This window comes from Agrococcus lahaulensis DSM 17612 (assembly GCF_000425105.1).
In the GTDB taxonomy this organism is placed as follows: Bacteria; Actinomycetota; Actinomycetes; order Actinomycetales; family Microbacteriaceae; genus Agrococcus; species Agrococcus lahaulensis.
Window position 1 is genome coordinate 626993 of sequence record NZ_AULD01000005.1, and the last position, 24325, is coordinate 651317.

The following is a 24325-nucleotide window of genomic DNA, read 5'->3' on the forward strand; positions in this document are numbered from 1 at the left end:
AGCGGGACGCCGCGCCGCTCAGCGAGCGCGCGGCCGGTACTCGACGAGTTCGTGCGTCGCGCGCACGAGCGCCCGCAACTCCTCGAGGGAGGCGGGCGCGGCACCGAGCGCGCGCGCCTGCACGAGCACGTTGCCGATCGCGGAGGCCTCGACGGGGCCGGCGACGACGGGCAGCCCCGTGCGGTCGGCCGTCAGCTGGCACAGCAGCGCGTTCCGCGCACCGCCGCCGACGACGTGCACGCGCTCGATCGCCTGCCCGCTGATCGCGGCGGCATCGCGGAGCGCCCGGGCATAGCCCTCGGCGAGCGACTCGAGGATGCAGCGCACGACCTCCGCCCTGCCCTGCGGCGGCCGCTGCCCGCGCTCCTCGAACCACGAGCGGATGCGCGCGGGCATGTCGCCGGGCGGGTAGAAGGCGTCGTCGGTCGGGTCGAAGACGGGCACGGCCCAGTCGACCGCCGCGGCCGCAGCGAGCAGCTCGGGCAGGCCGAGCCGCTCGCCCGCCGCCTGCCACGTGCGCACCGACTCGCTCAGGATCCACAGCCCCATGACGTTCTTGAGGAAGCGCGTGCGGCCGTCGACGCCGCCCTCGTTCGTGAACGACGCGTCGAGCGCCGCGGGCGTCGCGATCGGCGCGGCCGTCTCGATGCCGACGAGCGACCACGTGCCGCTCGAGACGTAGGCGCCGCCCGGTTCCATCGGCACGGCGACGACGGCGGATGCGGTGTCGTGCGAACCGACGGCGAAGACGTCGGGCGCGCCCTCGATCCCGTAGTGCGAGCGCGTCGCGGCGTCGATCGGGCCGATGCGCGTGCCGGGGTCGACGACCTCCGCGAGCAGCGAGGCCGGGATGCCGAGCATCGCCATGAGCTCGGTGTCCCACTGCTCGTCGAGCCGCATGAGCCCGGTGGTCGACACGTTCGTGCGCTCGGCGACCATGCGGCCCGTCATCCAGTAGCCGAAGAGGTCGGGGAGCATGAGCAGCCGGTCGGCGACCTCGAGGAGGCCGCGCTCGCGGTCGACCATGAGCTGGTTGATCGTCGTGAACGGCATGCGCTGCAGCCCGCAGCGCTCGTAGAGCTGCGGCTGCGCGATGACGCGGTCGACGAGCTCGAGCCCGCGCGCCGTGCGGTCGTCGCGGTACGAGAACGGGATGCCGAGCAGGCTGCCGCGCCGCAGGAGGGCGTAGTCGACCGCCCACGAGTCGACCGCGACCGACGCGAGCGACGCATCCCCGGGCATCCTCGACGCGGTCGCGACGCCGCGCATCGCCTCGTCGTAGAGCGAGGGCACGCTCCAGTGCAGCCCATCGGCGATGCGCACGGGCCGGTTCTCGAAGCGCGCGACCTCCTCGAGCCGCAGCGTCGCGGGGCCGACCTCCGCCCGCACGACCCGACCGCTCGTCGCGCCGAGGTCGACCGCCGCGACCGTCGCCGTCATCGCAGGAACGCCGCCGCCACGCCCGAGTCGACCGGCACGTGCAGGCCGGTCGTGTGGGTCAGCTCGTCGCCCGTGAGCACCGCGACGGCGTTCGCGACGTGCTCGGGGAGCACCTCGCGGCCGAGCAGCGTGCGGCCGGCGTAGTACTTGCCGAGCTCCTCCTCCTTCACCCCGTAGACCTTCGCGCGCGAGGCGCCCCAGCCGGAGGCGAAGATGCCCGAGCCGCGCACGACGCCGTCGGGGTTGATGCCGTTGACGCGCACGCCGTGCTGGCCGAGCTCGGCCGCGAGGAGCCGCACCTGGTGCGCCTGGTCGGCCTTCGTCGCCGAGTAGGCGATGTTGTTCGGGCCGGCGAAGACCGCGTTCTTCGAGGAGATGTAGATGATGTCGCCGCCGAGGCCCTGGTCGATGAGCGCCTTCGCCGCGGCGCGCGAGACGAGGAACGAGCCCTTCGCCATCACGTCGTGCTGCAGGTCCCAATCGGCCTCGGTCGTCTCGAGCAGCGACTTCGAGAGCGAGAGCCCGGCGTTGTTGACGACGAGGTCGAGCCCGCCGAACGCGAGCAGCGCCGCGTCGACCGCGGCCTGCACCTGCTCGGCCTGCGTGACGTCGCACTGCACGCCGATCGCGACGTCGGTCGAGCCGAGCTCTGCCGCGGCGGCCTGCGCCTTCTCGAGGTCGAGGTCGGCGATCACGATGCACGCCCCCTCGGCCGCGAGGCGCGTCGCGATCGCCTTGCCGATGCCGCTCGCGGCGCCGGTGACGAGCGCGATGCGGCCCGCGTGCGAGCGCGGCTTCGGCATGCGCTGCAGCTTCGCCTCCTCGAGCGACCAGTACTCGATGCGGAACTTCTCGGCGTCCGAGATGGGCTGGTAGCGCGAGATCGCCTCGGCGCCGCGCATGACGTTGATCGCGTTCGTGTAGAACTCGCCCGCCACGCGCGCGGTCTGCTTGTCCTTGCCGAACGAGAACATCCCGACGCCCGGCACGAGCACGATCGCCGGGTCGGCGCCGCGCATCGCGGGCGACTCGGGTGTCGCGTGCGCCTCGTAGTAGGCGGCGTAGTCGGCGCGGTACGCCTCGTGCAGCTCGCCGAGCCGCTCGATCGCGCGCTCGAGCGGCGCGTCGGCGGGGAGGTCGAGCACGAGCGGCTTGACCTTCGTGCGCAGGAAGTGGTCGGGGCACGAGGTGCCGAGCGCCGCGAGCCGCGGGTGCTCGGCGCACGCGAGGAAGTCGGTCACGACCTCCGCGTCGCTGAAGTGGCCGACCATCGGACGGTCGGCCGAGGCGATGGCCCGGATGTGCGGGGCGAGCGCCGCCGCTCGCGCACGCCGCTCGTGCTCGGGCAGGGCGGCGTAGCCGTCGAGCTCGGCGCCGAACGGGTCGGGGCGCCCGTGCTGCTCGATGTACTCGGCGGCGGTGCGGATGATCCAGAGCGAGTTCCGCTCCGACTCCTCGCTCGAGGCGCCCCACGCCGTGATGCCGTGCCCGCCCAGGATGCAGCCGACCGCATCCGGGTTGGCACGCTGGATGTCGCGGATGTCGAGCCCGAGCTGGAAGCCGGGGCGGCGCCACGGGACCCACACGACCCTGTCGCCGAAGATGCGGCGCGTGAGCTCCTCGCCGTCGACGGCCGTCGCGATCGCGATGCCCGAGTCGGGGTGCAGGTGGTCGACGTGCGGGAGGTCGACGAGCGCGTGCATCGACGTGTCGATCGACGGCGCGGCGCCGCCGCGGCCGTGGAGGCAGTAGTCGAATGCCGCGACCATCTCGTCCTCGCGCTCCACGCCGGGGTAGACGTCGACGAGGCCGCGCACGCGGTCGAGCCGCAGCACCGCGAGCCCGGACTCCGTGAGGGTGCCGAGGTCGCCGCCGGAGCCCTTGACCCACAGCAGCTCGACGGGCTCGCCCGTCGCGGGGTCGACGTCGGTGCCCTTCGCGGAGGTGTTGCCACCGGCGTAGTTCGTGTTGCGGGGATCGCTGCCGAGCGCGTTGCTGCGCGCGAGCAGGTCGCTGACTGCCTGGTTCATGTCGTCTCCGTGAGTCTCTCGAGGGGAGGGCGCTCAGGCGCCCCAGCCGGCCTGGGTGCCGCCGACGCGCTCGGCGGCGATGCGCTCGAGGTAGCCGGAGGCGACGAAGGCGCGCATCGGGTCGGCGGGCAGGCCCTTCGCCTCGCGGTAGTCGGCGAGCAGCGGCCGCACGTCGGTCGCGAACGCGTCCATGAGGATGTCGTTCGCGAGCAGCACGTCGCACTCGCGGCGCGCGACGGCGAGCGCCTCGGTGTCGAGCGAGAGCGCCTTCGCGACGGCCTCCTGCACGTTGAGCACGCTGCGGATCTGGCCCGGCACCTTCTCCTCGATGTTGTGGCACTGGTCGAGCACGAGCTGCACGTCGCGGTCGCCGTAGCCGCCGCCCGCGATGAGCTCGACGATGATGCGGAAGAGCTGGAACGGGTCGGCGGCGCCGACGATGAGGTCGTCGTCGCCGTAGAAGCGCGAGTTGAAGTCGAAGGCGCCGAGCTTCCCGAGCCGCAGGAGCTGCGCGACGATGAACTCGATGTTCGTGCCCGGCGCGTGGTGGCCGGTGTCGAGCACGACCTTCGCGCGCTCGCCGAGCGCGAGGCAGTGCACGTAGCTCGTCCCCCAGTCGGGGATGTCGGTGTGGTAGAACGCCGGCTCGAAGAACTTGTACTCGAGCACCATGCGCTGGTCGTCGGCGAGCCGCGCGTAGATCTCGGCGAGCGACTCGGCGAGCCGGTCCTGGCGCTCGCGGATCGAGTCCTGACCGGGGTAGTTCGTGCCGTCGGCGAGCCACACCTTGAGGTCGCGCGAGCCCGTCTCGTGCATGACGTCGATGCACTCGAAGTGGTGGTCGATCGCCTTCCGGCGCACGCGCGCATCCGGGTGCGTGAGCGAGCCGAACTTGAAGTCGTCGTCCTGGAAGGTGTTGGAGTTGATCGTGCCGAGCGCGACGCCGAGCTCCTCCGCGCGAGCGCGCAGCGCCTGCCAGTCGTCCACCTTGTCCCACGGGTAGTGCAGCGCGACGGTCGGCGCGAGCCCCGTGTGCTTGTGCACCTCGGCGGCGTCGGCGAGCTTCTCGAACGGGTCGCGCGGCGTGCCGGGCGTCGTGAAGACGCGGAAGCGCGTGCCCGAGTTGCCGTAGGCCCAGCTGGGCACTTCGATGCGCAGCTGGTCGAGCTGCTCGGGGGTGGGGGTGACGGCCATGTCAGCTCCTCGGTTCGGGGCGGGATTCGGTTCGGCTCGCCGCGAGCTGCGCGTCGAGGTCGAAGGCGAGCGGGATGAGCTCGAAGGACTCGTCGGCGGGCCGCTCGAGCCCCTCGAAGAAGGGCTGCATCTCGGCCTGCCAGCGCGCATTCACCTCGCGCGCGGCCATGCCGGCGAGGGATGCGTCGAGGTCGAGGGTGCGGAACGTGCCGATGCACGTCCCGTCGTCGGCGACGAAGATGCGGTAGTCGAGCCAGCCGGTCGCCTCGAGCGCCTCGAGCATCTCGGGCCAGACCGCGGCGTGGCGCTCGCGGTACGCGTCGACGAGCTCGGGCCGCACGCGCAGGCGGAAGCACACGGGCAGGGGCTGCGTCGCCGTGCTCGCCATAGTCGCTCCTGTCCTCCTCGACGGGTCGCGACTGATCGCCGAGGCCAGTCGCGCCCCGCCAGCATGCCCCGTTGCAGTTTCGAACGCAAGCGCAAGTGTTGCGATTCGGTATCGGTGACTTGCGAAGCGACTTTCGGATGCGTACTGTCGCCACCATCACCGACAAGGGAGACGCCGTGATCAGTCGTGAGGCGCGCATCCTCGACGCCCTCGGAGCCCAGGGCTCCGTGCAGGTCGCCGAGCTCGCCCGCGACCTCGACGTCTCCGAGGTGACGATCCGCAAGGACCTCGACGCGCTCGCGCGCCGGCAGCTGCTGCGCCGCACGCGCGGCGGCGCCGTGCTGCCGGAGCGCGGGGACGAGGGCGCCTTCCGGGATCGCCTGCAGCGCGAGTCGGCCGCGAAGCGCGCGATCGCGGTCGAGGCGGCGAAGCTCGTCGCGGACGGCGACGTCATCGCGCTCGACACCTCGAGCACCGCGCACTACCTCGCGCTCGAGCTGCTGCACCGGCAGGGGCTCGTGGTCATCACCCAGTCGCTCCCGACCGCGACCGTGCTGATGGAGCGCTCCGACGCGCGCGTCATCATGCCCGGCGGCACCCTCCGCCGCGAGAGCTCCGGCCTCGTCGGCCCGATCACCGACGCGCTCGTCGGCCGCGGCCGCGTGCACCGGGCGTTCGTCGGCGTCGTCGGGCTCTCGCCCGAGCGCGGCCTGCTCGAGCTCGCGACCGACGAGGCCGTCTCGAAGCAGGCGCTCGTCGCGTCGACCGACGAGGTGCACGGGCTGTTCGACTCGAGCAAGGTCGGCGGCTTCGCGCTGCACTCGTTCGCCCGCACGGAGCAGGTGACGAGCCTCATCACGGATGCCGACGCATCCGACGACTTCGTCGAGGAGTGGCGCGCCGTCGGCGTGCCGGTGGCCCGAGTGCCGCTCCCCGACGCTCAGACGACCGGCACGGCGCCGGTCTCGGCACGGGCGGAGACCGCCTCCCGTCGCCTCACCCTGAAGGAGCATCGATGAAGATCTCACGCAAGATCGCGGGTGCACTGGCGCTCTCGGCGGCCGCTGCCGTCGTGCTGGCCGGCTGCACGTCGCGCAACACCGACACCGGATCGTCGGCCGCACCCGGCGCGACCGACGGCGCGAGCGCGGAGGACCTCACCATCGCGTTCGTGCCCAAGCTGCAGGGCATCCCCTACTTCGAGGCCATGAACACGGGCGGCCAGCAGGCGGCCGAGGAGCTCGGCTTCGAGTGGCTCTACCAGGGCCCGACGACCGCCGACGCCGCCGCGCAGGCCGACATCGTGCGCTCGTTCATCCAGCAGGGCGTCGACGTGCTGTTCGTCGCCCCGAACGACCCCAACTCGATGGCGCCGCTGCTCGAGGAGGCGCAGGCCGCCGGCATCCACGTCGCCACGACCGACACCGACGCGCCCGACTCGGTGCGCGAGGTCTTCGTGAGCCAGGCCTCGGTCGAGGGCATCGGCCAGCAGCTCACCGACTCGCTCCTCGAGGCGATGGGCGGCTCCGGCAAGTACGCGATCGTCTCGTGCGGCGAGACGGCGGCGAACCTCAACGCGTGGATCGAGGTGCAGGAGGCCTACACCGCCTCGGAGTACCCCGACGCCGAGATCGTCGACATCGTCTACGCCGGCGAGGACCAGGCGATGGCGACGCAGATGGCGACCGACCTCATGAACAGCCACCCCGACCTCACGGGCCTCGTTGGCGAGTGCACCTCGAGCGCTCCGGGCGTCGCGCAGGCCGTGCAGGACGCGGGCCGCATCGGCGAGGTCTTCACCGTCGGCCTCGGCACGCCGCAGTCGATGCTCCCGTACCTCGAGTCGGGCGCGTCGAGCGCGTCGATCCTGTGGGACGTCGAGGGCCTCGGCTACCTGACCGGCTGGGCCGGCGTGCAGCTCGCGACCGACGGCGACCTGGGCGACACGTCGAGCCTGTCGAACGAGGCGCTCTCGGAGGTCGAGTACGACGAGGCGACGGGCGTGCTGCTGCTCGGCCCGCCCACCGTCTTCACCGCCGAGAACGCGGGCGACTACGACTACTGATCGCCTGATCGACTGACGCCGGGGCGCGGCTCGCGCCGCGCCCCGGCACCCCCTCCGGCCCCCGGGCCGGCCCGCAGGCAGCCCGCCGGCCACCGCGCCGGCGACGACGAGGAGCACCATGACCGACACCGCCCAGCGGGCCCGCCCCACGCCGGGGCACGACTCCACGCCGCGGCTCGAGATGCGCGACATCTCGAAGCGCTACGGCGGCGTGCGCGCCATCCGCCACGCCGACATCACCGTCATGCCCGGCACCGTCCACGCGCTCGTGGGCGAGAACGGCGCAGGCAAGTCGACGCTCATCAAGATCCTCGCGGGCGCCGAGCAGGCCGACACCGGCACGATCGCGATCGACGGCTCGGCCGTCTCGATCGGCTCGACGACCGACGCGATCGCCCTCGGCGTGCAGACGGTCTACCAGGAGCCGCAGCTCTTCCCCGAGCTCACCGTCGCCGAGAACTTCTTCGTCGGCCGCGAGATCACCCGCGGCCCCATGATCGACTGGCGCGCCCAGGCGCCCCGCATGCTCGAGCTGCTCGACACCGTCGGCCTCGACCGCGGCGTCGCCTCGCAGCCGCTCGGCGGCCTCTCGATCGCCCAGCAGCAGCAGGTCTCGATCGCGAAGGCGCTGCTCGAGCAGGCGAGCATCCTCATCCTCGACGAGCCGAGCGCCATCCTCACCGACGCCGAGATCGAGGTGCTCTTCGGCGTCGTGCGGCGACTCGCCGCCGACGGCGTCTCCATCATCTACATCAGCCACCGCCTCGACGAGCTCTTCCGCATCGCCGACGCGGTGACGATCATGCGCGACGGCGAGACCGTCTCGACCGAGCCGATCGGCGAGCTCTCGGTGCGCGAGATCGCCGAGCGCATGGTCGGCGGCGCGATCGACGAGGGCGAGCACGTGCCCGGCGAGCACGGCGAGACCGTGCTCGAGCTCGAGGGGCTCACGCTCGACGGCGCGTTCGCCGACGTCTCGCTCTCGGTGCGCGCCGGCGAGGTGCTCGGCCTCTACGGCCTCATCGGCTCCGGCGCGGCCGAGGTCGGCGAGGTCGTCTACGGGATGCGCCGCGCGACGAGCGGCCGGATGCGCGCCGTCGGCAGCGACCGGCAGCCCGGCACGCCCGCCGACGCGAAGCGCCGCGGCATCCGCATGGTGCCCGCGAACCGCTCGTCGCAGGGCTCCTTCTCGTTCCAGAGCATCGCCTTCAACATCACCGTCGGCTCGCTCGGCCTGCTCGGGAAGCTCCCCGGCTGGGTGTCGCCGAAGGCCGAGCGGCGCATCGCCGACGACCTCATCGGCCGCCTCGCGGTCAAGACGCCCACGTCGCGGCAGCCGCTCGGCGCGATGTCGGGCGGCAACGCGCAGAAGGTCGTGCTCGCCCGCCAGATCGTCGAGCAGCCGAAGCTCCTCGTGCTCGCCGAGCCGACGCAGGGCGTCGACGTCGGCGCGAAGGAGGAGATCCACCGGATCATCGCCGACCTCGCCGCGCGCGGCACGGCCGTGCTCGTGATCACCACCGACCTCGCCGAGGTCCAGCGCATCGCCGACCGCGTGCTCGTCTTCCGCTCGGGGCGCGTCGCCCGCGAGTTCCCGCCGAGCGCGAGCCAGGCGTCGCTGCTCGCGGCCGCCGCCGGCGCCGAGGACGAGCCCGTCACCCAGGAGGACGACCGATGACCACCGCGACCGAAGCCCGCGCGCCGCAGGCGGTGAGCATGCGCCGCATCCTGCCCCCGATCGTGACGGGGCAGGAGGTCGTGCTGCTCGTCGTGCTCGCCGTGCTGTGGGTGCTGCTCGGCATCTTCACGCCCGCGTTCCTCACGCCCGGCTCGATCGGCCCGCTGCTCGTGCAGGTCGCCCCGATCGCGCTCATCGGCGTCGGCATGACGTTCGTCATCATCACCGCCGGCATCGACGTCTCGGTCGCGGGCATGATCATGGTCTCCGCCGTCGTGACCGCGCGCGTGCTCGTGAGCTACGACGTGCCCGCGATCGTCGCGGTGGCGCTCGCGATCGTCATCGGCGCAGCCCTCGGCGCGCTCAACGGCATCCTGATCGCCTACGGCCGCGTGCATCCGATCATCATCACGTTCGGCACCGCCAACGTCTTCACGTGGCTCGGGCTGCGCGTCTTCGACTCGTCGACCGTCAACGGCATCCCGTCGACGCTCGAGTTCTTCGGCCGCGGCGCGGCCGGCTCGACGCTCGGCGTGCCCCACTCCTTCGCGATCGCGGTGCTCGCCGTCGCCGTCGCGTGGTGGTTCCTGCGCTACGCGAAGTCGGGCCGCAACCTCTACGCGATCGGCGGCAACCAGAACGCCGCGCGGCTCGCGGGCATCAAGGTGCAGCCGCGGCTCGTCTGGGTCTACCTCATCACCGGGGCGCTCGCGGGCCTCGCCGCGTGCATGATCATCGCGACGGGCACCTCGACCCTCGACCAGTCGGTCGGCTCGGGCAAGGAGCTCCAGGTGATCGCCGCGGTCGTCATCGGCGGCACGTCGATCCTCGGCGGCCGGGGCAGCGTCGTCGGCACCCTGCTCGGCGCGATCCTCGTGCAGACCGTCGTCTCGGGCGTCACGCAGCTCGGCTGGCCCACCCAGCTCGGCTTCCTCTTCGTCGGCATCTTCATCCTGATCGCCGTCGGCACCGACATCATCCGCGAGCGAGCCAGGAGGGCGCGCGCATGACCGCCACCACGACGACCCCCGCCCCGGAGCGCCGGGCGGAGCCGACCTCTCGCGTGCGCGAGTGGCTCGGCTCGGGCATCCTGCGCGACCGCGCGGTGCTGCTGCTCGCGCTCATCATCGTGCTCCTCGTCGCGATGTCGATCCTCGACGCCCTCGGGCTCACGAGCGGCACGTTCAACAGCGACTACCTCGCCTCGACGCTCATCGCCTACGTGCCGCTCGCGCTCCTCGCGCTCGCGGAGCTCTTCGTCATCACGTCGGGCCGCGGCGGCATCGACCTCTCGGTCGGCTCGATGGTGTCGCTCACCGGCATCGTCTTCGCGATGCTCTACCAGCAGGCCGGGCTCCCGCTGCTCGTCGCGATCGTGCTCGCGGTGCTCTTCGGCGCGCTCCTCGGCGCGATCAACGGCGTGCTCACCGCCTACCTCGGCTACCCCGCGCTCATCACGACGCTCGCGACCTTCTACGCCTACCGCTCGATCGCGCTCGTCGTCAGCGAGCAGCGGCCGATCTCGGGCCCCGAGATCTCGGAGTTCTACAACGCGGCGAAGGCCGTCGAGCTCCCCGTGATCGGCGGCTCGCTGCCGCTCGTGCCGCTCGGCGTCTTCACGTTCCTCATCCCGGTCGCGATCGTCGCCTGGTTCGTGCTCAACCGCACGACCTACGGCCGCAAGCTCTACGCGATCGGCACGAACGACACGGCCGCGCAGTGGGCGGGCATCGACACGCGCCGCACGCGGATGATGGCGTACGTCACGGCCGGCGCGATCTCGGGCCTCGTCGGCGTCTACACCGTCGCGCAGTTCGCCTCCGCCCGCCCCGACGCGGGCACGAGCGGCAGCGGCATGGCGCTGCCGGCGATCACGATCGCCGTGCTCGGCGGCGTCGCCATCACGGGCGGCATCGGCAAGCTGAGCGGCATCCTGCTCGCGGCGCTGCTCATCGTGTGGCTCAACGCCTCCATCCTGCTCGTCGTGCCCGGCAACGAGGGCGCGCAGGCGCAGCTGCTCGCGCTCGGCATCGTGCTGCTCGGCGCCTCGCTGCTCTCGAACGCCACGATCCGCAGGCGCCAAGCCGGAGCGCCACGGCGGCTCGCGGTGCCGGCGACCGCGCCCGGGGCGCCGAAGTGACCGACCCGGTCGACGAGCTGCTGCGGCTCGCGCACGCCGTGGGCGAGCCGCAGCGCGAGCTCGTCATCCTCGCGGAGGGCAACGTCTCGGCGAGGCTCGACGACGAGCGGATGCTCGTGAAGGCCACGGGGTCGTCGCTCGCGTCTTCGGGGCCCGACGACCTCGTCGAGTGCCGCCTCGCGCCGATCCTCGAGCTGCTCGACGACCCGACCGCGTTCGAGGGCGGCGCGGGCGACGCGCGCGTCGCCGAGGCGCTCATGGCCTCGCGCGTCGACCAGGGCGCGAAGCGGCCGAGCGTCGAGGCGCTCCTGCACGCCGTCGTGCTCTCGACCGGTGCGGGCGCGGCGTGCCACACGCATCCGATCGCCGCGAACGCGGTGCTGTGCTCCGACCGGGCCGAGCTGCTCGCCGCCGGTGCGCTCTTCCCCGACCAGATCGTCGTGCTCGGCACCCGGACGCTGCTGGTGCCCTACGTCGACCCGGGCCTCAGCCTCGGCCGCCTCATGCGCGACGAGCTGCGCGCCTTCGCCGACCGGCACGGCGCGCTCCCGAAGGTCGCCTGGATGCGGAACCACGGCATCTTCGCGATCGGCGCGACTCCCGCCGAGTGCCTCCGCATCACCGAGATGGCCGACAAGGTCGCGCGCATCCTCGTCGGTGCGCTCTCGGTGGGCGAGCCGGCCTTTCTCCCCGACGACGTCCTCGACCGCATCGACGGCCGGGACGACGAGCACGTGCGTCGCGCGATCCTCGACGCGGCGCGATAGACCACTAGCGAAGGAGCAATCATGCAGATCGGCGTCCACGGCCTCGTCTTCACCGGCACGTTCGACGAGGCGGGTCTCGAGACCGCCATCGCCGGCACCCAGCGAGCGGGGTTCGACCTGCTCGAGCTGCCGCTCATGGATCCGTTCGCGATCGACGGCGCGCTCGTGCGCCGCATGCTCGACGACCACGGCGTCGCGATGACCTCGAGCCTCGGCCTCGACGCCGCGCACGACCTCTCGAGCGAGGATGCCGCGGTGAGCCGCGAGGGCGAGACGCTCCTCGAGCGGGCGATCGACGTCGTCGCCGAGGCGGGCGGGCAGCACCTCTGCGGCGTCATCTACTCCGCGATGCAGAAGTACACGACCCCGGCGACCGAGGCCGGGCGCGCGAACTCCGCCGCCGCGCTCCGCCGCCTCGCCGACCGCGCGGCCGCGGCCGGGGTGACGCTCTCGCTCGAGATCGTCAACCGCTACGAGACGAACATCGCGAACACCGCGCGCGGGGGACTCCGATTCCTCGAGGAGATCGGGCACGACAACGTGCACCTGCACCTCGACACGTACCACATGAACATCGAGGAGTCGGGGATGCTCGAGCCCGTCCTCGACGCGGGCGAGCGGCTGCGCTACGTGCACATCGGCGAGAGCCACCGCGGATACCTCGGCACCGGCTCGGTCGACTTCGGCTCCTTCTTCCGCGGCCTCGCGCGGCTCGGCTACGACGGCCCGATCGTCTTCGAGTCGTTCTCGAGCGCCGTCGTCTCCGAGTCGCTCTCGAACACGCTCGGCATCTGGCGCAACCTCTGGGAGGACTCCGACGACCTCGCCGCGCACGCGAACCGCTTCATCCGCGACCAGCTGCGCTCCGTCGAGACGATCGCGCTCCACTGAGCATGCAGACGTCACGGCTCGACGCGACGACGCTCGCGGCGGTCGACGCCGTGCGCGAGGACGTCGCGCGGCTCCATCGCGAGCTCGTGCGCTACGGCCTCGTGGTGTGGACGGGCGGCAACGTCTCGGGCCGCGTGCCGGGCGCCGACCTCTTCGTCATCAAGCCCTCCGGGGTCGACTACGACGACCTGACGCCCGAGCGGATGATCGTGTGCGACCTCGACGGCGCCGTCGTGCCCGGCACCGCCGGGAGCGACGCGAGCCCCTCGAGCGACACCGCCGCGCACGCGTACGTCTACCGCCACATGCCCGAGGTCGGCGGCGTCGTGCACACCCACTCGACCTACGCGACCGCATGGGCCGCGCGCGGCGAGGAGATCCCGTGCGTGCTCACCGCGATGGCGGACGAGTTCGGCGGGCCGATCCCGGTCGGGCCGTTCGCGATCATCGGCGACGACTCCATCGGCCGCGGCATCGTCGAGACCCTGCGCGAGCACCGCTCGCGCGCCGTGCTCATGCAGAACCACGGCCCGTTCACGATCGGCAGGACGGCGAGGGATGCGGTGAAGGCGGCGGTCATGGTCGAGGACGTCGCCCGCACGGTCCACCTCGCGCGCGAGGCGGGGCCCCTCATCCCCATCGCGCAGGCCGACATCGACCGGCTGCACGAGCGCTACCAGCACGTCTACGGCCAGCGCCCGGCCGAGCCGCAGGGCGACCGATGAGCGCCGCGGCGATCGAGGCGGGCCGCACGGCGCTCGGCATCGAGCTCGGCTCGACCCGCATCAAGGCGTGCCTCGTCGACGCCGACGATCCGGCTCGCGTGCTCGCCGTCGGCTCCCACGCGTGGGAGAACCGCTTCGAGGAGCGCACGTGGACGTACGCGCTCGACGACGCGTGGGCCGGGCTGCAGGCGGCGTTCGCGGCGCTCCGCGACGACGTGCGGGCGCGCCACGGCACGGTGCTGCGCAGCGTCGGCGCGATCGGCGTCTCGGGCATGATGCACGGCTACCTCGCCTTCGACGAGGCGGGCGAGCTGCTCGTGCCCTTCCGCACCTGGCGCAACACGTCGACCGGTCGCGCCGCGGCGGAGCTCACCGAGGCGTTCGGCGTCAACATCCCGCTGCGGTGGTCGATCGCGCACCTCCACCAGGCGATCCTCGACGACGAGCCGCACGTGCCGCGGGTGCGCTCGATCACGACGCTCGCCGGCTACGTGCACCGCGCCCTCACGGGACGAGCCGTGCTCGGCGTCGGCGACGCATCCGGCATGTTCCCCCTCGACGCGGCGGGCGCCGACTACGACGCCGAGCACGTCGCGCGCTACGACGCGCTCGTCGGCGACCGGCTGCCGGTGTCGAGCGTCGCCGAGCTGCTGCCGACGGTGCTCCGCGCGGGCGAGCCCGCGGGCGAGCTCACCGCGGAGGGCGCGCGGCTGCTCGACCCGAGCGGCGCGCTGCAGCCGGGGGTGCCGCTCTGCGCGCCTGAGGGCGACGCCGGCACGGGCATGGTGGCGACGAACGCGGTCGCGCCGCGCACGGGCAACGTGAGCGCCGGCACGAGCATCTTCGCGATGGTCGTGCTCGAGCGACCGCTCGAGCGGGTGCACGCCGAGCTCGACCTCGTCGCGACGCCCGCGGGCGACCCCGTCGCGATGGTGCACTGCAACAACGGTGCGAGCGAGCTCGCCGCGTGGGTGCAGGTGTTCGCGCGCTTCGCGGCGGCGGCCGGCGCCCCGGTCGATGACGACGCCGCCTTCGACGCGCTCTTCCGCGAGGCGCTCGCGGGCGAGGCCGACGCGGGCGGCCTGCTCGTGTACAACCACGTCGCGGGCGAGCCGATCGCCGGCCTCGACGAGGGCAGGCCGTTGCTCGTGCGCACGCCCGAGAGCCGGCTCACGCTCGCGAACCTGATGCGCGCGCACCTCTACGGCGCGTTCGGCACGCTCGCGCTCGGCATGCGGGTGCTCGACGAGGAGGGCGTGCGGCTCGACCGGATGTTCGCGCACGGGGGCATGTTCCGCACCGCGGGCGTCGCGCAGCGCTTCCTCGCCGGAGCGCTCCGCGCGCCCGTGTCCGTCGGGGAGACGGCGTCTGAGGGCGGCGCGTGGGGCATCGCGGTGCTCGCGGCGTTCGCGCGAGCGGCCGCGGGCGGGGATGCGCGGAGCCTCTCGGGCTACCTCGACGAGGTCGTCTTCGCGGGCGCCGAGCAATCGACGCTCGAGCCGGATCCCGACGACGTCGCCGGCTTCGCGGCCTACCTCGAGCGCTACCGCGCGGGGCTCGCGGTCGAGGCCGCGGCGGTCGAGGCGCTCTGAGCGGAGCGGTGCGGTTCAGGCCGTGAAGACGGCGTGCGCGCTCGGCACGCGCTCGCGCCCGCCGAGCGCCGTGAGCTCGAGCACCACCGCGACGCCGGCGACCTCGCCGCCGAGCTGCTCGATGAGCTGCGCCGCCGCGACGAGCGTGCCGCCGGTCGCGAGCACGTCGTCGACGAGCAGCACGCGCCGGCCGGTGAGGTCGCCCGCTGCCTCGATCGTCGCGACGCCGTACTCGAGGGTGTAGTCGACGGATGCGGTGGGCCTCGGCGTCTTGCCGGCCTTCCGGACGGGGAGGAGGCCGGTCCGAGCGGTCGCCGCCACGGTGCCCGCGAGCAGGAAGCCGCGCGCCTCGACGCCCGCGACGAGGTCGAAGCCGCCCGCGAACGGTGCGGCGAGTGCCTCGGTGACGGCCGCGAGCGCATCCGCGTCGGCGAGCATCGGACCGATGTCGCGGAACAGCACGCCGGGGGTCGGGAAGTCGGGCGTGAGCGCGATGAGCGACTCGGCGCGGGCGAGCTGGTCGGGGGTGGGTATCGGCACCGTCCGAGGCTAGCCGCCGCGGCTCGTCGCCCGCCGCGCTCGCAGGGACGCAGCCGCCGTCGCCAGTAGGCTCGCGCCATGGGCGACCTCTTCGACGACTACGACAAGCCCTTCGCCGTGCCCCGCAAGCGGCAGGGCACGCCGTGGGACGAGATGTTCGAGCGCAAGGGCGACGCTCGCGGCCCCTACAAGCCGCTGTACGACGCGCTCTCGGAGATGTCGAAGGACGACCTCCGCGCTCGCGCCGACGCGCTCGCCACCTCCTACCTCGCGCAGGGCGTGACGTTCGACTTCGCGGGTGAGGAGCGGCCGTTCCCGCTCGACGCGGTCCCGCGCATCATCACCGCGGAGGACTGGAAGCACGTCGAGTCGGGCGTGCAGCAGCGCGTGCGCGCGCTCGAGGCGTTCCTCGCCGACATGTACGGCCCGCAGCGCGCCGTCGAGGACGGCATCATCCCCGCGAAGCTCATCAGCACATCCACGCACTTCCACCGCCAGGCCGCCGGCGTCGTCGGCGCGAACGGGGTGCGCATCCATGTCTCGGGGATCGACCTCATCCGCGACGAGGAGGGCGAGTGGCGCGTGCTCGAGGACAACGTGCGCGTGCCGTCGGGCGTCAGCTACGTCATCTCCAACCGCCGCGTGATCGCGCAGACGCTGCCCGAGATGTTCTCGTCGATGCGCGTGCGGCCGGTCGGCGACTACTGCGACAAGCTGCTGCACGCGCTGCGCGCCGCCGCCCCCGCGGGCGTCGACGACCCGCGCGTCGTCGTGCTCACGCCCGGCGTCTACAACTCCGCCTACTTCGAGCACACGCTGCTCGCGCGCCTCATGGGCGTCGAGCTCGTCGAGGGCCGCGACCTGTTCACGTCGGGCGGCCGCGTCTACATGCGCACGACCGAGGGGCCTGCGCGCGTCGACGTCATCTACCGCCGCGTCGACGACGACTTCCTCGACCCGCTGCAGTTCCGGGCCGACTCGATGCTGGGGAGCCCCGGCCTCATGCTCGCCGCGCGGCTCGGCAACGTGACGATCGCGAACGCGGTCGGCAACGGCATCGCCGACGACAAGCTCGTCTACACCTACGTGCCCGACCTCATCCGCTACTACCTCTCCGAGGAGCCGATCCTCAAGAACGTCGACACGTGGCGGCTCGAGGATCCGGGCGCGCTCGAGGAGGTCATCGACCGCTTGCACGAGCTCGTCGTGAAGCCCGTCGACGGCTCGGGCGGCAAGGGGCTCGTCGTCGGTCCCGACGCGACGCCCGAGGAGCTCGAGGCGCTCAAGCAGCGGCTGCTCGATGACCCGCGCGGCTGGATCGCGCAGCCCGTCGTGCAGCTCTCGACCATCCCGACGCTCGTCGACGACGGCATGCGGCCGCGTCACGTCGACCTCCGCCCCTTCGCCGTCAACGACGGCAAGGATGTGTGGGTGCTGCCGGGCGGGCTCACGCGCGTCGCGCTCCCCGAGGGACAGCTCGTCGTGAACTCCTCGCAAGGCGGGGGCTCGAAGGACACGTGGGTGCTCGCCGGGCCGCGCGAGCAGCTGCCGATCATCGACCACGACGCTGAGTTCGGCGCCTCGGGCGAGCCGATGACGCGGCCCATCCCGCTCGTCACGGCGGCTGCCGCCGCGGCCGCGGCGGCGGGGGAGCACCCGCAGGATCAGTCGCCGCAGGATGCGCCGACCTCGAAGTCGACGCAGGCCGAGCAGCAGCAGCAGTCGCAGCGCGACGAGCCCTCAGCCGCTCGTCGAGCAGCCGGCGAAGCCGGCGCATCGAGACGCCCCGTCGACGGAGGTGACCCCCGATGATGCTCTCCCGCATCGCCGAGAGCCTGTTCTGGATCGGCCGGTACATCGAGCGCGCCGACGGCACCGCGCGCATCCTCGACGTCTACCTCCAGCTGCTGCTCGAGGACGTCGCGGTCGACGAGGACACCGCGTGCCGCGCGCTCCTCGGCGTCATGGGGCACGACGCCCCGCCCGAGCGGAAGCTGACGCGCGTCGACGTCGTCAACACGCTCGCGACCGACCGCTCGCAGCCGGCGTCGATCGCCTACTCCGTCAACGCGGCCCGCGAGAACGCGCGGCGCGCGCGCGAGATCATCTCGACCGAGCTGTGGGAGGTGCTCAACGCGACCTACGCGAACATGCCGCGGCGCGTGAGCCCCGAGCAGGTGCACGTCATGTTCGGCTGGGTGCGCGAGCGGGCGGCGCTCGCGGGCGGCATGGCCGACTCGACCGCGAGCCGCGACGACGCGTGGAGCTTCCTCAACCTCGGCCGCTTCATCGAGCGCGCCGACATGGTCGCGCGGCTCCTCGCCACGCGAGCGCTCACCGAGGCGTCCGGCCCGTCGTGGACGACGATCCTCCGCTCGGTCGGCGCCTACGAGGCCTACCTGCGCACCTACCGCGGCGTGCCCTCGTCGACGAACGCGGCCGAGTTCCTGCTGCTCGACCGCCTGTTCCCGCGCTCGATCCTGTTCTCGATCCGGGGCGCGGAGGACTGCCTGCACGACATCGAGCCGAGGCACGACCGCGTCGGCTACGTCGACCCGGCCCAGCGGATGCTCGGGCAGATCCGCGCGGAGCTCGAGTTCACGCCCATCCAGGAGATCATCGAGCGCCTGCCGACGGTGATGGACAAGGTGCAGTCGACCACGACGGCCGTGTCGCACGCGGTGCGCGAGCGCTACTTCCCGACCCACAACCTGCCCGCCTGGACGAGGGAGGCCTCGTGAGCCGGCTCCGCATCCGCCACACCACCGGCTACCGCTACGAGCGGCCCGTCGTCGCCTCCTACAACGAGTCGCGCATGCTGCCGTCGACGAGCGACGGCCAGTTCGTCATCTACTCGAACCTCGACGTGCGCCCGAGCACCTCGGTCAACACCTACGACGACTACTGGGGCACGAGAGTCGTGTCGTTCGACGTGCTCGCGCCGCACACCGAGCTGCAGCTGACGGCGACGAGCCTCGTCGAGGTGCGGCCGCGGCTCACCGGCGGGCACGAGCTCTCGTGGGAGCAGCTCGAGAAGGTCGCGGCGCGAGCGACGCAGTACGTCGAGCAGCTCGGGCAGACGCGGCGCACGCGCCCGTCGGCCGATCTCGTGGCGTCGGCGCGGGAGATCGCGGATGCGTCCGAGACGCCGGGCGCCGCGGCGGCGGCGATCGCCCGGATGGTCGGCGAGCAGATCGAGTACATGTCGGGCGTCACGCACGTGCACACGCTGGCCTCCGAGGCATGGGAGAACCGCAAGGGCGTGTGCCAGGACATCGCGCACATCACGATCGGGGCGCTGCGCTCGGTCGGGATCCCGGCGCGCTACGTCTCGGGCTACCTGCACCCGAAGCGCGAGCCGGTGATCGGCGAGACGATCCGGGGCGAGTCGCACGCGTGGGTCGAGTGGTTCACCGGTGAGTGGAACGCATGGGACCCGACGAACCTCATCGACATCGGCGACCGCCATGTGAAGGTCGGCCTCGGCCGCGACTACAACGACGTGCCACCGCTGCGCGGCGTCTACGCCGGAGCGGGCAAGAGCGAGCTGTTCGTCTCGGTGGAGATCACGAGGGAGAGCTGAGCCCCGGCCGGCTCGGCCCGTGCACCGATCAGGTGCGCCGCACGAGGTTGCGTCGACCGTGGAAGTCGGCGACGGCGCACCTCGGGCCCCTGCGCCTGTCGCCCAGGCGGTGCAGCAGCCTGCGCTCCGTGAGCGATGCGCTCGCCCTCCGTCCACCGCGCGGCGGCCGAACCACCGTCGAGGGCGCAGAAGGCGGCGGCAGGTCCGGCAGCTTCACCGCGAGCGATGCCGCGGCGGCAGCTGGTGCGGTGGCCGCGCCGGTGGTGATCGCGCGCAGCGGCTCGCCGGTGCGAACGGCACGGGCATAGGGATCGCTCGGCCGCAGCTGCGGCACGACGCGCCAGTCGCCCGGCGTGCCGACGACGAGGAGCCGGCCCGCGTGCACCTCGTGATGGCAGTGCGTGCAGAGCAGGATCCCGTTCTCGGTGTCGGTCGGCCCGCCTCGACTCCACCACACGACGTGGTGCGCCTCGGTCCAGGCGACCGGCATGTGGCAGCCAGGCGTCGCGCAGCCCTCGTACTGGACGGCGAGTGCCATGCGCTGCGGCTTGGTGAAGAGGCGCTGCTCGCGACCGAGGTCGAGCACGTGACCGCGCTCGTCCACGACGGCGCGCTGCACGACTGCCTCGCACAGCAGTCGCCCGAGCGCCTCGACGGGCACGAGGTCGCCGGTGTGCTCGATCGTGAGGGTGCGATCGCGGTGCTCCGCGTTCTGCATGTACGCGTCGAACGCCTCGATGGTGCCGTTGAGGACGATGCGCGGTGGCGCACCACCAGCGAGGGGAGCGTCGTCGAACGCCGCGTGCGCCGCGACGAGGCCCATGAGCACGTCGTGCCGCTTCTGCCCGAGCGAGCGGGTGTCGATGTCGGCCTCGGCTCCATCGTCGGCCTCGGTGTCGTCGACGAACCGCACCTTCGCGCGCGGCGCGGTGTACGCATCCAGCATGGCCTTGAACTGCGAGCCGGGCTCCGCCGGGGAGTCGCCCTCGAAGTGCCACATGCCGTTCTGCCGCTGCCAGATGCGCAGGTCGCGCTGCGCGTACTGCCGTTCCGCGTTCGGCAGCACGCCGTCGGGATCGAGCACCGTGACGAACGCCTTCGCGCGGACGGCGAGCAGCTCTGGGACGAGCGGCGCTGCGACGTCGGTCGCCGCCTCGACGAGCTCGCGCTCGGCCCAGGCGAGCTGCTCGAGATCTGCCCTCGGGGCCGCTGGTGAGAGCTCGGAGACGATGGTACGGACCTGCGCGAGCGAGATCGCGCCCGCGTCGAGCGCCGCGGCCACGAGCGGGAAGGGCGCCTCGACCGTGCCACCGCTGATGCCGACCGATCGACTGGTCGCCCGGGCTATCGTGAGCAGCTCGGTCGCCTGACCCACACGGATGCCGAACACCGAGGCGACGGCCTCCTTCGGGTTGCGCTTGCCCATCAGCGCGCAGATCGACGACTCCTCCGGCCCCTTCGAGCGCTGCTCGATCTCGCCGGCGAGCCGAACGCGCTGCGCGTCGACGATGCGGGCGAGCTCTGCCGTCTGGCTCAGCAGATCGACGACCTCCTGGCGTGGGGCGTGGGAGATGGAGGCGAGGTCGTCGAGCACGGCGCGGGCGGCGCGGATCGCTGCCGCGGCCTGCTCGGTAGTCGACATCGCTGCCTCCTCGAATCTCTGTTCCGCACAGACTATCGAAGGCTACCCACGCGGCGGGTCGGTGCGGGGCCGCCTGTGGAGAACTCGAGCGCCCGCCGTCGAGGTCCCCGAGCACCGGTCTCTGGCGCGGCTCGACGACCGGACCTACCCTGCCTGCATGTGCAGGAACATCACCGAGCTCCGCGGCCTCGAGCCCGCCGCGAACAACGAGGAGATCGAGGCCGCTGCGCGTCAGTACGTCCGCAAGGTCTCGGGCATCACGCATCCGACCGACCGCACTCGCGACGCGTTCGAGCGGGCGGTCGCTGAGGTCGCGCACATGACGCAGCACCTGCTCGACGACCTGCCTAATCGACGACAGCCGCCGAAGACCGTCCCGCCGCTGCGGCGGCCCGAGGTGCGCGCCCGCATCGCGGAGCGCGAGGCGGCGCTCGTCGAGTAGCCGCCGCGCGGCCGTGAGCGCCGCGCCTACGCGCCCGAACGCATCCGCTCGGTGATCTCGTCCATCACGCGCATGATCGCCACCGTCTCGTCGAGCCGCATCAGCTCGCTCTCGAGCCGGCCCTCGCCGATGCAGCGCTCGACCTCGGCCGCCTGGAACTGCATCCCACGCCCGACGAGCTGCGGCTCGAACTCCTCCACAGCGGTCGAGTGGGCGGATGCGTGCCTGCGGCGGTAGCGCGTCCACGCGTAGAACGCGGGGTCGAGCTCGATGACGCCGTCGGTGCCGGCGATGGTCGCGCGGTTCGAGCCGAGCGTCATCATCGAGAAGGTGTGCGTCGAGATGCCGCCGTTCGCGTGCTCGAGGATCGCCGAGCCGCGGTGGTCGACGCCGAAGCCGTCGACGACGCCCGAGGCCTGGATGCGCGTGACCGGCCCGAGGATCGCATGCGCGAGCGACACGCAGTAGACGCCGAGATCGAGCAGCGCGCCGCCGCCGAGCGCCGCCTCGATGAGGCGGCTGCCGGGGGAGAGGTCGAGCATCTGCGAGTGGTCGGCCTGCACGCTCAGGACGTCGCCGAGCTCCCCGGCGGCGATGCGCTCGCGGACCGCGACCATGGTGGGGAGGAATCGGGTCCACATCGCCTCCATGGCGAAGACGCCCTTCGCACGAGCCGCGTCGACGACCGCCTGCGCGTCGTCGCCGTTGGTCGTGAAGGCCTTCTCGACGAGCACGTGCTTGCCCGCCTCGATCGCGAGCAGCGCGTGCTCTCGGTGGTGGGAGTGCGGGGTGGCGACGTAGATGACGTCGACCTCGGGGTCGGCGACGAGCGCCTCATAGCTAGCATGCGCGTTCGGGATGCTGTGCCGCTCAGCGAATCCGCGGGCGCGCTCGCCGTCGCGGCTCCCGACCGCGACCGTGCGCATGCCTGCGGTCGCGAGGTCGCGGGCGAAGGCGCCGGCGATGCCCCCGGCGCCGAGGATGCCCCAACCGGGGGAGGAGGTCGTCATGCGGAGACCCTAGTGCGATCTCCGACGGTGGAGGGAGGCGCGCGCGGGTGCCGCTCCGTAGCGTGACGTGCATGAACGAGAAGCGAGCAGGGATGTTCGGCGCGGGCATCGCGATCGGCCTCGCCGTCGGCGCGGGGATCGGCGTCGCCATGGACAACCTCGCGCTCGGCATCGCGATCGGCATGGGCATCGGCATCGCGTTCGGCGCGGCCTTCGGGGCGGCGCAGGACGGCAAGGGTGAGGAGACGGGAGGCGACGAACCGACTAGCGGCGACGACGCCCCTGACTCGCCCGATGACCCCATCGTGCCGCCGCGAGGTTAGCCGCAGCCGGCCGCCGTCGGGTTGGCCATGCAGTCTCCATCGGTGAGCACCGTGCCGACCTCGAAGACCTTCACGGGCACGCTCGGCGCCGCCACCGGCAGTGTGCCGGGCACCGGGAACCAGCCGCCGCCCGCGTCGACCTCAGCGGTGAAGACGACGGTGAGAGATGCGGTCACGTCGTCGCGGGACGCATACGTGTGGCTCGTGCTCGTCTCCGTCCACGACTCCTCGGGGCCTCGCCATGGGGTTCCGGATGCGTCGCTCGTCTCCGAGGTCCCGTCGCCGTAGTCGAACACGTACGAGGTCGGCGTCCACCGCACTTCGATCGGCACGTCGAACAGCTCGCCGCTCATCGTGTGCGTCTCGGCGGTCGCGTAGAAGTTGGTCGGTGTGCCGACGACGCCCCAGCCGTCGGGCTCGACGATCAGTTCACCGACGAGCGGGCGGAAGGCCGCGAGGTCGCTCATCGTGATGGGGTCAACCGGCTGAGCTACCGGGTCGAGCGGTTCGCCCGGCGGAGGAGGCGGTGGCGGGCATTCCGCTGGATCTTCGCCCATATCGATACATCGGTCGTGGAGCGCTTGAAGGTATGCCCGCCAAGCGCGCTCCGCTTCAGGGTTCGGCGCAGCGATGATCGCCTCGCCTTCTCCGGCGCCTGGCTCCGCGGGCCCGATGCCGGGATGTATCAAGGATCCGCCGACAACGAGCTCGCCTGTGGCCGGGTCGATGAAGCACGCGCCGTTGGCGAGGTCGAGCTCGTCGCATGCACCGCCGCCAGACCCGGCGGAGTACATCAACGCCAGCGTGGCGCCTACCGCGAGTGCTAGAGCCCGCATATCGACTGGTCTTGCAGCGGCTGCAGGTTGGCCAGCAGCAGCCCGCTATCGGAATCTTCGAACTCGGCGGACCACGCGACCAGACCGGATGGCGGGATCCGCAAGCCCTGCGGGTCGGTCGTGACGATGTTCCGACCGTCGGTGCATAGTCGCACGCGGATGCCGTCGACCACGACTTCCTCCGCCTCTATGGCGGTCACTTCGAGAACTCCGCGACTCACCTGACCTGCCGCCAAGTCTTCCCGAATGAAGCCCGCCCATCGCTCGGCTAAGTCAGAAGTCGCATGCTCGCTGAGCGCGTCTGCAGAAGCGACGCCTGCAGCGAACTGCGCGTCGACCGCCGCGTAGAAGGCTTCGAAGGTGCTCTGAGCTTGCTCCGTCGTCGGCGGAGGCTGACTTGTCGACGTCGTGGTGGGGGCCGGTTCCGAAACCTCGGGCATGGGCTGGGTGCAGCCACTCAGTGTGATGGCGGCCAGCACAAGTGCGGCGCCACCAGCCAGCCTTCGAAGCATGCGGGCAGAGTACGCGAGCCGGCTCCGCCGCCGACAGTGCTCTCCACAGGCGCACGGGCGACGGTGGGAGTCAGACACTCGCTTATGTCCCCCAATAGAAACTCGGTCGGAGAAATGTCGCGAATGGACTTGCGCTTCTTGGCTCGACCGTTATACCTTCGTGACCGCGAACTTCCACGCCAAGCTGAAAGGAGGAGCTCGCGATGTTCATCACCGACATGATTCCCGCTGGGACCCTCCTCGCTGGCGGGGTCTGCTAGCGGCGGAGCGCACGGGCCGACGGCTGCCGAGTCCACCATGGACTCGCACTTGCCACGCCACAGCAGGCTTCTGAGCCCTGCGTCTCCTCCCTTCACCGCACGCTGATCACGGCAGCTGCACGGCGCCCGGACCACTTGCCGGCCGCTCTGCTCCCGCCGCACTCCGCGCATCCGCATTCGTCATCCGAGTGCTTCGAGCGCGCCATTCCCACACAATTCACCGTGCGATATCTCGCGCCCATCGACGGGGCGATATCGCCATGCCAG

23 protein-coding genes are annotated in these 24325 nt (G+C 72.1%); 14 read left to right on the forward strand and 9 right to left on the reverse strand.

Going from position 1 to position 24325, the window contains the following annotated elements; genetic code table 11:
- Nucleotides 1-18: 18 nt before the first annotated feature.
- From H508_RS0103625 to H508_RS0103640, 4 genes are read right to left on the reverse strand one after another with little or no spacing between them, the layout of a single operon-like run.
- On the reverse strand, nt 19-1440 hold the full coding sequence (locus H508_RS0103625) for a rhamnulokinase (RefSeq protein ID WP_026373058.1): 1422 nt from the start codon (nt 1438-1440) through the stop codon (nt 19-21).
- Entirely contained in the window at nt 1437-3470 is a 2034-nt protein-coding gene (locus H508_RS0103630; RefSeq protein ID WP_026373059.1) for a bifunctional rhamnulose-1-phosphate aldolase/short-chain dehydrogenase, read from the reverse strand. Before H508_RS0103630 ends, H508_RS0103625 begins: the two co-directional genes overlap by 4 nt.
- 33 nt (nt 3471-3503) lie before the next feature.
- The gene (rhaI, locus tag H508_RS0103635) at nt 3504-4664 is read right to left on the reverse strand and encodes an L-rhamnose isomerase (RefSeq protein ID WP_026373060.1); all 1161 of its coding nucleotides are present in this window, start codon (nt 4662-4664) and stop codon (nt 3504-3506) included.
- A 1-nt stretch (nt 4665) separates the two neighbouring features.
- Nucleotides 4666-5052: an L-rhamnose mutarotase gene (locus H508_RS0103640; protein ID WP_035253732.1), complete on the reverse strand. Its 387-nt coding sequence runs from the start codon at nt 5050-5052 to the stop codon at nt 4666-4668.
- A 176-nt stretch (nt 5053-5228) separates the two neighbouring features.
- Here H508_RS0103640 and H508_RS14335 point away from each other — a divergent pair, with 176 nt between their 5' ends.
- The 9 genes from H508_RS14335 to H508_RS0103685 all read left to right on the forward strand — a co-directional run bounded on the left by H508_RS14335 (nt 5229) and on the right by H508_RS0103685 (nt 14910).
- A complete protein-coding gene (locus H508_RS14335; protein ID WP_051222609.1) occupies nt 5229-6071 on the forward strand; it encodes a DeoR/GlpR family DNA-binding transcription regulator in 843 nt (280 codons plus the stop codon).
- Complete coding sequence (locus tag H508_RS0103650; protein ID WP_026373062.1) at nt 6068-7117, forward strand: autoinducer 2 ABC transporter substrate-binding protein; 1050 nt, start codon at nt 6068-6070, stop codon at nt 7115-7117. Before H508_RS14335 ends, H508_RS0103650 begins: the two co-directional genes overlap by 4 nt.
- Nucleotides 7118-7235: 118 nt before the next feature.
- Nucleotides 7236-8795 (forward strand): sugar ABC transporter ATP-binding protein, encoded by a 1560-nt coding sequence (locus tag H508_RS14340; protein WP_051222611.1) that lies wholly within the window; start codon nt 7236-7238, stop codon nt 8793-8795.
- Complete coding sequence (locus H508_RS0103660) at nt 8792-9805, forward strand: ABC transporter permease (RefSeq protein WP_051222613.1); 1014 nt, start codon at nt 8792-8794, stop codon at nt 9803-9805. Before H508_RS14340 ends, H508_RS0103660 begins: the two co-directional genes overlap by 4 nt.
- Nucleotides 9802-10935 carry an ABC transporter permease gene (locus H508_RS14345; RefSeq protein WP_051222615.1) on the forward strand — a complete coding sequence of 378 codons (1134 nt, stop codon included), beginning with the start codon at nt 9802-9804 and terminating at the stop codon, nt 10933-10935. The genes H508_RS0103660 and H508_RS14345 overlap by 4 nt, the downstream gene beginning before the upstream one ends.
- A complete protein-coding gene (locus tag H508_RS0103670; protein WP_026373064.1) occupies nt 10932-11702 on the forward strand; it encodes a class II aldolase/adducin family protein in 771 nt (256 codons plus the stop codon). Before H508_RS14345 ends, H508_RS0103670 begins: the two co-directional genes overlap by 4 nt.
- Before the next feature lie 21 nt (nt 11703-11723).
- The gene (locus H508_RS0103675) at nt 11724-12593 is read left to right on the forward strand and encodes a sugar phosphate isomerase/epimerase family protein (RefSeq protein ID WP_035253734.1); all 870 of its coding nucleotides are present in this window, start codon (nt 11724-11726) and stop codon (nt 12591-12593) included.
- Nucleotides 12594-12595: 2 nt separating this feature from the next.
- Nucleotides 12596-13318 carry an L-ribulose-5-phosphate 4-epimerase gene (locus H508_RS0103680; RefSeq protein WP_026373066.1) on the forward strand — a complete coding sequence of 241 codons (723 nt, stop codon included), beginning with the start codon at nt 12596-12598 and terminating at the stop codon, nt 13316-13318.
- On the forward strand, nt 13315-14910 hold the full coding sequence (locus tag H508_RS0103685) for a xylulokinase (RefSeq protein ID WP_026373067.1): 1596 nt from the start codon (nt 13315-13317) through the stop codon (nt 14908-14910). Before H508_RS0103680 ends, H508_RS0103685 begins: the two co-directional genes overlap by 4 nt.
- 15 nt (nt 14911-14925) lie before the next feature.
- Here H508_RS0103685 and H508_RS0103690 read toward each other — a convergent pair whose 3' ends face one another.
- The gene (locus H508_RS0103690; protein ID WP_026373068.1) at nt 14926-15444 is read right to left on the reverse strand and encodes an adenine phosphoribosyltransferase; all 519 of its coding nucleotides are present in this window, start codon (nt 15442-15444) and stop codon (nt 14926-14928) included.
- Between the two features lie 84 nt (nt 15445-15528).
- Here H508_RS0103690 and H508_RS0103695 point away from each other — a divergent pair, with 84 nt between their 5' ends.
- From H508_RS0103695 to H508_RS0103705, 3 genes are read left to right on the forward strand one after another with little or no spacing between them, the layout of a single operon-like run.
- Nucleotides 15529-17262 (forward strand): circularly permuted type 2 ATP-grasp protein, encoded by a 1734-nt coding sequence (locus H508_RS0103695; protein WP_026373069.1) that lies wholly within the window; start codon nt 15529-15531, stop codon nt 17260-17262.
- Complete coding sequence (locus tag H508_RS0103700) at nt 17262-18191, forward strand: alpha-E domain-containing protein (protein WP_026373070.1); 930 nt, start codon at nt 17262-17264, stop codon at nt 18189-18191. Before H508_RS0103695 ends, H508_RS0103700 begins: the two co-directional genes overlap by 1 nt.
- Entirely contained in the window at nt 18188-19033 is an 846-nt protein-coding gene (locus H508_RS0103705) for a transglutaminase family protein (protein WP_026373071.1), read from the forward strand. The genes H508_RS0103700 and H508_RS0103705 overlap by 4 nt, the downstream gene beginning before the upstream one ends.
- A 28-nt stretch (nt 19034-19061) precedes the next feature.
- Here the strand turns inward: H508_RS0103705 and H508_RS0103710 are convergent, their stop codons facing one another.
- Nucleotides 19062-20675: an HNH endonuclease signature motif containing protein gene (locus H508_RS0103710; protein WP_026373072.1), complete on the reverse strand. Its 1614-nt coding sequence runs from the start codon at nt 20673-20675 to the stop codon at nt 19062-19064.
- Between the two features lie 157 nt (nt 20676-20832).
- Here H508_RS0103710 and H508_RS0103715 point away from each other — a divergent pair, with 157 nt between their 5' ends.
- Complete coding sequence (locus tag H508_RS0103715) at nt 20833-21117, forward strand: DUF2277 domain-containing protein (RefSeq protein ID WP_026373073.1); 285 nt, start codon at nt 20833-20835, stop codon at nt 21115-21117.
- Nucleotides 21118-21143: 26 nt separating this feature from the next.
- Here H508_RS0103715 and H508_RS0103720 read toward each other — a convergent pair whose 3' ends face one another.
- Nucleotides 21144-22127 carry a Gfo/Idh/MocA family protein gene (locus tag H508_RS0103720; protein ID WP_026373074.1) on the reverse strand — a complete coding sequence of 328 codons (984 nt, stop codon included), beginning with the start codon at nt 22125-22127 and terminating at the stop codon, nt 21144-21146.
- A 71-nt stretch (nt 22128-22198) separates the two neighbouring features.
- On the opposite strand from H508_RS0103720, the gene H508_RS14350 reads away from it, so the two are divergent.
- Nucleotides 22199-22450 carry a glycine zipper domain-containing protein gene (locus tag H508_RS14350; protein WP_051222617.1) on the forward strand — a complete coding sequence of 84 codons (252 nt, stop codon included), beginning with the start codon at nt 22199-22201 and terminating at the stop codon, nt 22448-22450.
- On the opposite strand, the gene H508_RS14355 is transcribed toward H508_RS14350, so the two are convergent.
- Together H508_RS14355 and H508_RS0103735 are read right to left on the reverse strand one after the other, a co-directional pair.
- Entirely contained in the window at nt 22447-22917 is a 471-nt protein-coding gene (locus H508_RS14355; RefSeq protein WP_051222619.1) for a hypothetical protein, read from the reverse strand. The two genes, H508_RS14350 and H508_RS14355, sit on opposite strands and share 4 nt — an antisense overlap.
- A 356-nt stretch (nt 22918-23273) precedes the next feature.
- On the reverse strand, nt 23274-23798 hold the full coding sequence (locus H508_RS0103735) for a hypothetical protein (RefSeq protein ID WP_156905971.1): 525 nt from the start codon (nt 23796-23798) through the stop codon (nt 23274-23276).
- Between the last annotated feature and the right edge of the window lie 527 nt (nt 23799-24325).

Coding starts and splice junctions, on each gene's coding strand:
- H508_RS0103625 (WP_026373058.1), bottom strand. CDS start 1,440: ATGACGGCGACGGTCGCGGCGGTCGACCTCGGCGCGACGAGCGGTCGG.
- H508_RS0103630 (WP_026373059.1), bottom strand. CDS start 3,470: ATGAACCAGGCAGTCAGCGACCTGCTCGCGCGCAGCAACGCGCTCGGC.
- rhaI (WP_026373060.1), bottom strand. CDS start 4,664: ATGGCCGTCACCCCCACCCCCGAGCAGCTCGACCAGCTGCGCATCGAA.
- H508_RS0103640 (WP_035253732.1), bottom strand. CDS start 5,052: ATGGCGAGCACGGCGACGCAGCCCCTGCCCGTGTGCTTCCGCCTGCGC.
- H508_RS0103650 (WP_026373062.1), top strand. CDS start 6,068: ATGAAGATCTCACGCAAGATCGCGGGTGCACTGGCGCTCTCGGCGGCC.
- H508_RS14340 (WP_051222611.1), top strand. CDS start 7,236: ATGACCGACACCGCCCAGCGGGCCCGCCCCACGCCGGGGCACGACTCC.
- H508_RS0103660 (WP_051222613.1), top strand. CDS start 8,792: ATGACCACCGCGACCGAAGCCCGCGCGCCGCAGGCGGTGAGCATGCGC.
- H508_RS14345 (WP_051222615.1), top strand. CDS start 9,802: ATGACCGCCACCACGACGACCCCCGCCCCGGAGCGCCGGGCGGAGCCG.
- H508_RS0103675 (WP_035253734.1), top strand. CDS start 11,724: ATGCAGATCGGCGTCCACGGCCTCGTCTTCACCGGCACGTTCGACGAG.
- H508_RS0103680 (WP_026373066.1), top strand. CDS start 12,596: ATGCAGACGTCACGGCTCGACGCGACGACGCTCGCGGCGGTCGACGCC.
- H508_RS0103685 (WP_026373067.1), top strand. CDS start 13,315: ATGAGCGCCGCGGCGATCGAGGCGGGCCGCACGGCGCTCGGCATCGAG.
- H508_RS0103695 (WP_026373069.1), top strand. CDS start 15,529: ATGGGCGACCTCTTCGACGACTACGACAAGCCCTTCGCCGTGCCCCGC.
- H508_RS0103700 (WP_026373070.1), top strand. CDS start 17,262: ATGCTCTCCCGCATCGCCGAGAGCCTGTTCTGGATCGGCCGGTACATC.
- H508_RS0103710 (WP_026373072.1), bottom strand. CDS start 20,675: ATGTCGACTACCGAGCAGGCCGCGGCAGCGATCCGCGCCGCCCGCGCC.
- H508_RS0103715 (WP_026373073.1), top strand. CDS start 20,833: ATGTGCAGGAACATCACCGAGCTCCGCGGCCTCGAGCCCGCCGCGAAC.
- H508_RS0103720 (WP_026373074.1), bottom strand. CDS start 22,127: ATGACGACCTCCTCCCCCGGTTGGGGCATCCTCGGCGCCGGGGGCATC.
- H508_RS14350 (WP_051222617.1), top strand. CDS start 22,199: ATGAACGAGAAGCGAGCAGGGATGTTCGGCGCGGGCATCGCGATCGGC.
- H508_RS14355 (WP_051222619.1), bottom strand. CDS start 22,917: ATGAGCGACCTCGCGGCCTTCCGCCCGCTCGTCGGTGAACTGATCGTC.
- H508_RS0103735 (WP_156905971.1), bottom strand. CDS start 23,798: ATGCTTCGAAGGCTGGCTGGTGGCGCCGCACTTGTGCTGGCCGCCATC.